The following is a 7,193-nucleotide window of genomic DNA, read 5'->3' as shown; positions in this document are numbered from 1 at the left end:
ATATTTAGCAGCGACGATTATCCATTTACGGTAATTGTCAACACACCCTAGTCAGACCATCATCTTTCGAGATAGTGTAGGTTGGCAATGGCACACAGAAATCATCGAACGTCACTTCAATGTTTTGCTCAACTGGATCTGATATAGCATCGCTAGCATTTCCATATTCAATGCTTAGCTCTGTGATAGGTTGGTCAAAAGAGGCGGTGATTTTACAAGAGGAACTAAAGTCATTATCGCTACATGTACCAAACGTTCCAAATCGACTATCCCCAGTTACGGTGTTTCCTGAAGCGGTCACATATTCACCATTGTTCGAGAATATTGGTGAAACAGTTTGACCAACTTTATCTTTAGCTATAAATTTTAGTTTGTCTTTCCAATTATAATCGAAAAATCTGAATTCTCGATCAATATCATAGACACTCATACTTAGATTAAGAAGTGGTTTGTCAAACTTATAGGTAATTGTATTGGTATCGTTTCTGCTTAGCATATTTTGTTTGATAAAAAATGCGCCGCCATTAGGAGAGTTGGCATTAACTGCGCCGTTGATGCTTTGGGAGTCTCCATTCTGTGTCATTGAACCAGTAATTAAGACATCATCATCTGGGTCGGTACTGCCCGTCGCCGTAATTGTTGAGTTCAATGAGTTTAATGGCCATTGGCTATACTCTTGAGGTTTGACAGTTGAAGAGATATAACCAGACTGACAAGTCGCCGCAAAAACGGTGGAAACTGGAAGTAATAGCAATACGGACGCCAACATAACCCAACGATACACTATGAACCTTATCTCTAATGTCTTAGAAAAGAAAATCATGATAGCTCCGTTAACGATAATGAATTAATATTACTTCATATTAATTGTAGTGTTTGAAACATGGTTAGTATATAAGAATAAGACGAACGTATACTTATAGAGGATAGACGGTAGAGTTATTGGTATAGAGCCAAAATAATCTTAGTTATGTCAGCCGCTAAAATATAAATAGCTTTAACCAATCTAAAAACAAATATTCATTTAAAAACTAATCACTATTTATTTCAAAAATACTTGTCATATTGGCATTTCTCCATAGCTATAAACAAATCCACAATAAGTACCTATAATAGAGTGTCATTATCATTTGATAGTGAGAATTGCATAGTGGCTACCGTTTAATTTTGCAACGGTGTTTATTTGCGCCTAATGCTACTCTACAGTGATACGATTTATTTAAAATTCTCTGTTATAACCATGAACGTAAATGCAATGCTTAGATGCGGCAAGGAAGTTATAGGGAAGGCATCAAGTCAATCGATTGCTCATTAAGATACGTACCACCCTCTAATTTAATAACACCCTGTTATCGTACAGGGCTGACTGATAAAAAGGATTAATAAAGATGAATTATTATAAGGATGCTGATAGCACCGAAACCCAAGAATGGCTGGAAGCCTTTGAGTCCGTTATCAAACATGCCGATAAGGATCGGGCACAGTTTTTATTAAAAGCGTTATATAACATGGCGGTACAAGAAGGGCTGCCATTCAACCGTCTCGATACCGCTTATATCAATACTATAGCGGTCGAAGATGAGCCAATGTACCCAGGCGACTTGACGATTGAACGTAAAATTCGTGCGCTGATTCGCTACAATGCATTGGCTATGGTCATGCGTGCCAATAAGAACGATGATGATTTAGGCGGTCACTTAGCGACTTTTGCTTCAAGTGCGACCCTTTATGAGACAGGATTTAACCATTTCTTCCGGGCGGCAAGCGACCATTTCGGCGGTGACATGATTTATTATCAAGGTCACTCAGCGCCCGGTATTTATGCGCGCTCTTATTTAGAAGGTCGTTTAGATGAAGAGCAATTAGATAACTTTCGCCGTGAAGTCGGCGGTAAAGGTCTGTCAAGCTATCCGCACCCATATTTGATGCCAGATTATTGGCAGTTCCCAACCGTGTCGATGGGTTTGGGCCCAATTATGTCTATTTATCATGCGCACGTGCATCGCTATATGGAAAACCGCGGCTTGCTAGAAAAAGAAGATCGCAAGATTTGGACCTTCTTAGGTGATGGTGAAACCGACGAGCCAGAAAGCTTGGGTGCGATTTCTCTTGCTGGTCGTGAGAAATTGGACAATTTAATTTGGGTCGTCAACTGTAACTTACAGCGTCTCGATGGTCCTGTACGCGGTAACGGCAAGATTATTCAAGAGCTTGAGTCGGTATTCCGCGGTGCAGGCTGGCGCGTGATTAAGGTAATTTGGGGCGGTCAGTGGGATACCTTGTTAGATAAAGATACCACCGGCGTGCTTAAATATCGCATGGAAGAAGCGGTCGACGGTGAATATCAGTTGTATGAAGCGCGTACGCCTGAATTTACCCGTAAAGAGTTTTTTGGTAAATATCCTGAGCTAGAGGAGATGGCAAACGAGCTGTCTGACCATGATATTTCACGCTTAAACCGTGGCGGTCATGATCCGATGAAGGTCTATGCGGCTTTTAGTGAAGCGATGAAAACCAAAGGCCAACCGACCGTAGTTTTGGTAAAAACGGTAAAAGGCTATGGCTTGTCTAATCAAGCACAAGCGGTCAATAAGACGCATCAAATCAAAAAACTCGATCATGAAGCTTTGATGTACTTCCGTGACCGCTTTGACTTGCCATTTACCGATGAAGAGTTAGAGACGCTACCGTTTTATCGTCCAAAAGAAGACTCGCTGGAGATGAAGTACCTAAAAGGTCGCCGCGAAGCCTTGGGTGGTCATCTGCCCAATCGCCGTAGTGGTCATATTCCATTAAATATTCCAGAGTTGTCTATTTTCGATCGCGTGCTAAAAGGCAGTAATGGTAAAGAGCAATCGACTACCATGGTGTTTGTGCGTTTACTAGCAGCGATGTTAAAAAATAAAGACATTCAAGATCGCGTCGTACCTATTGTTCCTGATGAAGCGCGCACCTTTGGTCTAGAAGGTATGTTCCGCCAATTGGGCATTTATTCAGCTTCTGGACAGAAATATACGCCAGAGGATAGTGAAGCTTTAATGGGTTATAAAGAAGCCATCGATGGTCATATGTTAGAAGAAGGCATTAACGAAGCGGGCGCAATGAGTACATGGATTGCTCTGGCAACCAGTTATTCTGTCAACGCCTTGCCGATGATTCCACTGTATATTTATTACTCTATGTTTGGCTTCCAGCGTGTTGGCGACTTGGCATGGGCAGCAGGTGACTGTCAGGCGCAAGGTTTCTTACTTGGCGCAACGGCTGGCCGTACCACGCTAAACGGCGAAGGCTTGCAACATCAAGATGGTCATTCACAGATTTTATTTAACGTCGTACCGAACTGCGTGACTTATGACCCTTGTTTCGGTTATGAGCTGGCAGTGATTATGCATGATGGTCTACGCCGCATGTATGGTGAGGGCGAGCGTGTTTATTATTACTTAACCTTAATGAATGAAAACTACGAACAACCTGCCATGCCAGAAGGTGTCGAAGAAGGCATCAAGCGTGGTATGTATTTGCTAGAAGACAATGGTTCAAGCCAAGTTCAGCTATTAGGTTCAGGCGTTATTTTACGTGAAGTGCAAAAAGCGGCGAAAATACTAAAAGATGAGTTTAATATCTCATCTAACGTCTGGAGCGTGACCAGCTTTAATGAGCTAACCCGCGATGGTATGGCTTGTGATGATTATAACCGCCTGCATCCAATGGATGAAGAAGTGGTGCCATGGGTGACCGAACAGCTTGCTCCGCACGAAGGTATCGTCGTCGCAGCGACCGATTATATGCGCAATTATCCAGAACAAATCCGCGCGTGGTTGCCTGACAATCGCCCTTATACGACTTTAGGTACTGATGGCTATGGTCGCTCAGACACTCGTGAACAATTACGTAGCTTCTTCCATGTCGATGCCGCGCACATTGTGGTTGCGACACTTAAGCGCTTAGCTGATGAAGGTGAAGTTGAGATGCGTCTGGTAAAAGATGCGATTTCAAGCTTTGGTATCGAAGCGGATCAACCGCCTGCATGGCAACAACAGCCTCATTATGATCATTTCCCAGATGCCCCAGGCCCTGACAATGTACATCCGAACCCTGTGCCAGAGTTTGTCAGTGAAGATGATGACGAAATAAGCAGCGAAGGCCGCGCAGAAGATCCAGCCGATGCCGCCTTACTCAATGATGACGACGTCAAAGAATAGCCCAAAGACAAGGCAACAATAATATAAGGAGAATTACGGATGGACATTAAAGCCCCCGATTTGGGTGTTGATAGCGCCGAAGTCAGTGAGATTATGGTCGAAGTTGGCGACGTTATTGCAAAAGACGACAATATTATCTTATTAGAATCTGATAAAGCCTCAGTAGAAGTACCAAGCTCGGCTGCCGGTAAAGTCACTAAAATTAGCGTGGCAGTTGGCGATCAAGTCAGCGAAGGCATGGTGCTCATTGAGCTTGAAAGCGATACTGATGCTGACAGTGAAATCGAAAGCGACAGTGACAGCCAAATCACTAACGCTGATACACAAAACAAAACAGACGCTGCTGCCGACAAACAAAGTGAAGCGCAGGATAATCAGCAAGCAGATACTAATCCAGCTGAGGAAAATACTTCTCAACCAGCAAACCAAGCAGGCGAGCAAGCAGGAAAAGCAACCACGCATGCTTTGCCAGACTTAGGTGTTGATGAAGCGCAAGTGTCTGAGATTATGGTCAGTGTCGGTGACATGGTCACGGCGGATCAATCCATTTTGCTCATTGAATCTGATAAAGCGTCGGTCGAAGTGCCAGCACCAGAAGCAGGCAAGGTTGAAAAAATATTGGTGCAAGCGGGTGATATGGTCGCCAATGGTCAAGACTTTATCGTGATTATTGGTGAAGGTTCAGAGAGCGGCAGTAATAATGCTAGTGAATCTAAGGCTGATACTTCTGAGACGCAAGCGTCCAAGCCAGCTGAAGCAGAAGATAAAAGCGCTGATTTAGACCAAAAAGCCAACAAGCAAACGACTGGTGAGCCTAAACAAGCCGCTAAATCTACGACTAATACTAGCGCTGCAAATGCTAAGCTAACCGAATCGCAAGTCAATGAAAAAATGGTCGATATTTATGCCGGTCCTGCCGTGCGTAAACTTGCGCGTCAGCTAGGCGTTGATATTACTCAAGTGACGGGTTCGGCGCTTAACGATCGTATCTTAAAAGAAGATTTGTTTGCCCATGTAAAAGACAGCTTAAGCAAGCAAAAAACTGCGCCTACCAGTAGTAGTACTGTAAGCTCGAGCCTGCCAAGCTTACCTGATATGAGCAATGCTGAGATATGGGGCGAGAGCGAAGTACAAGATTTAAGCCGCCTACAAAAAGTCTCGATACCGCAGCTCAATTACAATACTTTGCTGCCGCAAGTAACGCAGTTTGATTTGTCAGACATCACGGAAACTGAAAAGTTACGTGGTGAGCTCAAAGGCGCTATGAAAGCGGAAGGTATCGGCTTCACGATTTTAGCTTTCGTGGTTAAAGCAACTGCTTATGCATTAACCCAGCATCCGCGCTTTAACAGTCATTTGAGTGACGATAATACCCAAATTATCTTACGTAAAAGCGTCAATATGGGTATTGCGGTTGCGACGGATGATGGCCTGATTGTACCTGTTATCAAAAATGTGCAAGATAAAGGCTTAAAGCAAATCGCCATTGAGATAGGTGAGCTTGCGGTCAAAGCGCGTGATAAGAAGCTCACGGCTAAAGAATTACAAGGCGCAAGCTTTACCATCTCTAGTCAAGGTAATCTAGGCGGTACGGCGTTTACGCCACTGGTAAATTGGCCGCAAGTAGGTATTTTAGGGGTATCAGAAGCCAGTATGCAGCCGCGTTGGAATGCTAGTAAGCAATCTTTCGAGCCGCGTCTGATGTTGCCGTTATCTTTATCTTACGATCATCGGGTGATTAATGGCGCTGATGCTGCGGTATTTACCCGTTATATCGCAAGCTTATTGGCAGATCCACGCCGCATTTTGCTATAGGCTTGCTTATTCATTATAATTAGATATATTGTTAAAAGGACTGTCTGCGGATGGTCTTTTTTATATCTCATTTATGAATAAATAAAAGATATTTGCAGACACAAAGAAGCCAGCTATTAAGCTGGCTTCTCTTATTTATGGCGTTCAGTTTATAGCAATGGACTATATTAGAACTGTTTTACGAAAGCAACGCCATATACCCAAGGGCTGATATCTACTTCACCAAGTTCATACTTAGTTCCGTCAATATTTAAGCTAGCATCGGTTTTGATGTCCATATAACGCGCATCAATACGGAAAGACTCAGTAGGCGCAAATGGTATATCTAGACCAATATGACCAGCAACACCAACGCTATCATCAAGATCTAAATCGGCGCCGTTAGAAATTTTTTCTTTAAAGAAAGTGGTGTAGTTCACACCAACACCAACGAATGGCTTTACATTCATAGGTAGGTTATAGCCATCGAAGTGGTATTGTAGAGAAAGAGTAGGTGGTAAATGCTGAGTTTTGCCTGTAAGCAATTCGTTACCAGTAGCATCATTTAAAGTGAAATCATGATGAAATGGAATGGCTGCTAGTAGTTCAACACCAACGTTATTGGCGATAAAGTATTCGCCACTGATGGTTGGGCGTACATCGCCATCAACATCGACATTCGCAACTAAACCAAGATCAGTGTTTGCTAAAGTACCGTTATCACTTTTAGGGTCAACATAATGTGCGCCAGCAGCGATAGACCAAGTACCAGCAGGTACCGCAAAAGCAGTGGTCATAGTAAGGGCAGTTGCAGCAGCTAAAACTAGGGATTGTAGTTTCATCGTTAAGTTCCTCAACATAATAGATGTTATTGGTCAGTTTCTAATGAGGGATGGCATTAGTGACCATTAGATAACGTTAGAGTCAGAATATAACTGGTAACATTATTTCTCTATTATAATACAAAAACCTCACGAGGAGTAAGGTTTTAAATAGGAAGTTAGCTTAATTGTATTTTATGTTACAGTCGTGACGGATTTTATGGGTTAAATTACTCTTTCTATTTTTAAATGCTTGTCTTATGCTACATTTGCGTTTTTAAACATTAGTATTAAACAATGACATGGATAGAAGGATAGATTGGATATTATGCTCGGTTATTGTAACCCCAGTTCGGGATAAGCCACATTGTAACTT

4 protein-coding genes are annotated in these 7,193 nt (G+C 42.7%); 2 read left to right on the top strand and 2 right to left on the bottom strand.

Annotation, left to right across the window (positions count from 1 at the left end; all coding sequences use genetic code 11):
• Positions 1–37 precede the first annotated feature (37 nt).
• Entirely contained in the window at positions 38–823 is a 786-nt protein-coding gene (locus CXF58_RS00595) for a hypothetical protein (protein ID WP_102076259.1), read from the bottom strand.
• Between the two features lie 565 nt (positions 824–1,388).
• Here CXF58_RS00595 and aceE point away from each other — a divergent pair.
• Complete coding sequence (aceE, locus tag CXF58_RS00590) at positions 1,389–4,202, top strand: pyruvate dehydrogenase (acetyl-transferring), homodimeric type (RefSeq protein WP_068404850.1); 2,814 nt, start codon at positions 1,389–1,391, stop codon at positions 4,200–4,202.
• A 39-nt stretch (positions 4,203–4,241) separates the two neighbouring features.
• On the top strand, positions 4,242–6,017 hold the full coding sequence (locus CXF58_RS00585) for a 2-oxo acid dehydrogenase subunit E2 (protein ID WP_068404852.1): 1,776 nt from the start codon (positions 4,242–4,244) through the stop codon (positions 6,015–6,017).
• A gap of 167 nt (positions 6,018–6,184) precedes the next feature.
• Here CXF58_RS00585 and CXF58_RS00580 read toward each other — a convergent pair whose 3' ends face one another.
• On the bottom strand, positions 6,185–6,838 hold the full coding sequence (locus CXF58_RS00580; protein WP_068404854.1) for an OmpW/AlkL family protein: 654 nt from the start codon (positions 6,836–6,838) through the stop codon (positions 6,185–6,187).
• Between the last annotated feature and the right edge of the window lie 355 nt (positions 6,839–7,193).

This window comes from Psychrobacter sp. Sarcosine-02u-2 (assembly GCF_002836335.1).
GTDB lineage: Bacteria > Pseudomonadota > Gammaproteobacteria > Pseudomonadales > Moraxellaceae > Psychrobacter > Psychrobacter faecalis.
This window is presented reverse-complemented; position numbering and strand designations above follow the sequence as displayed.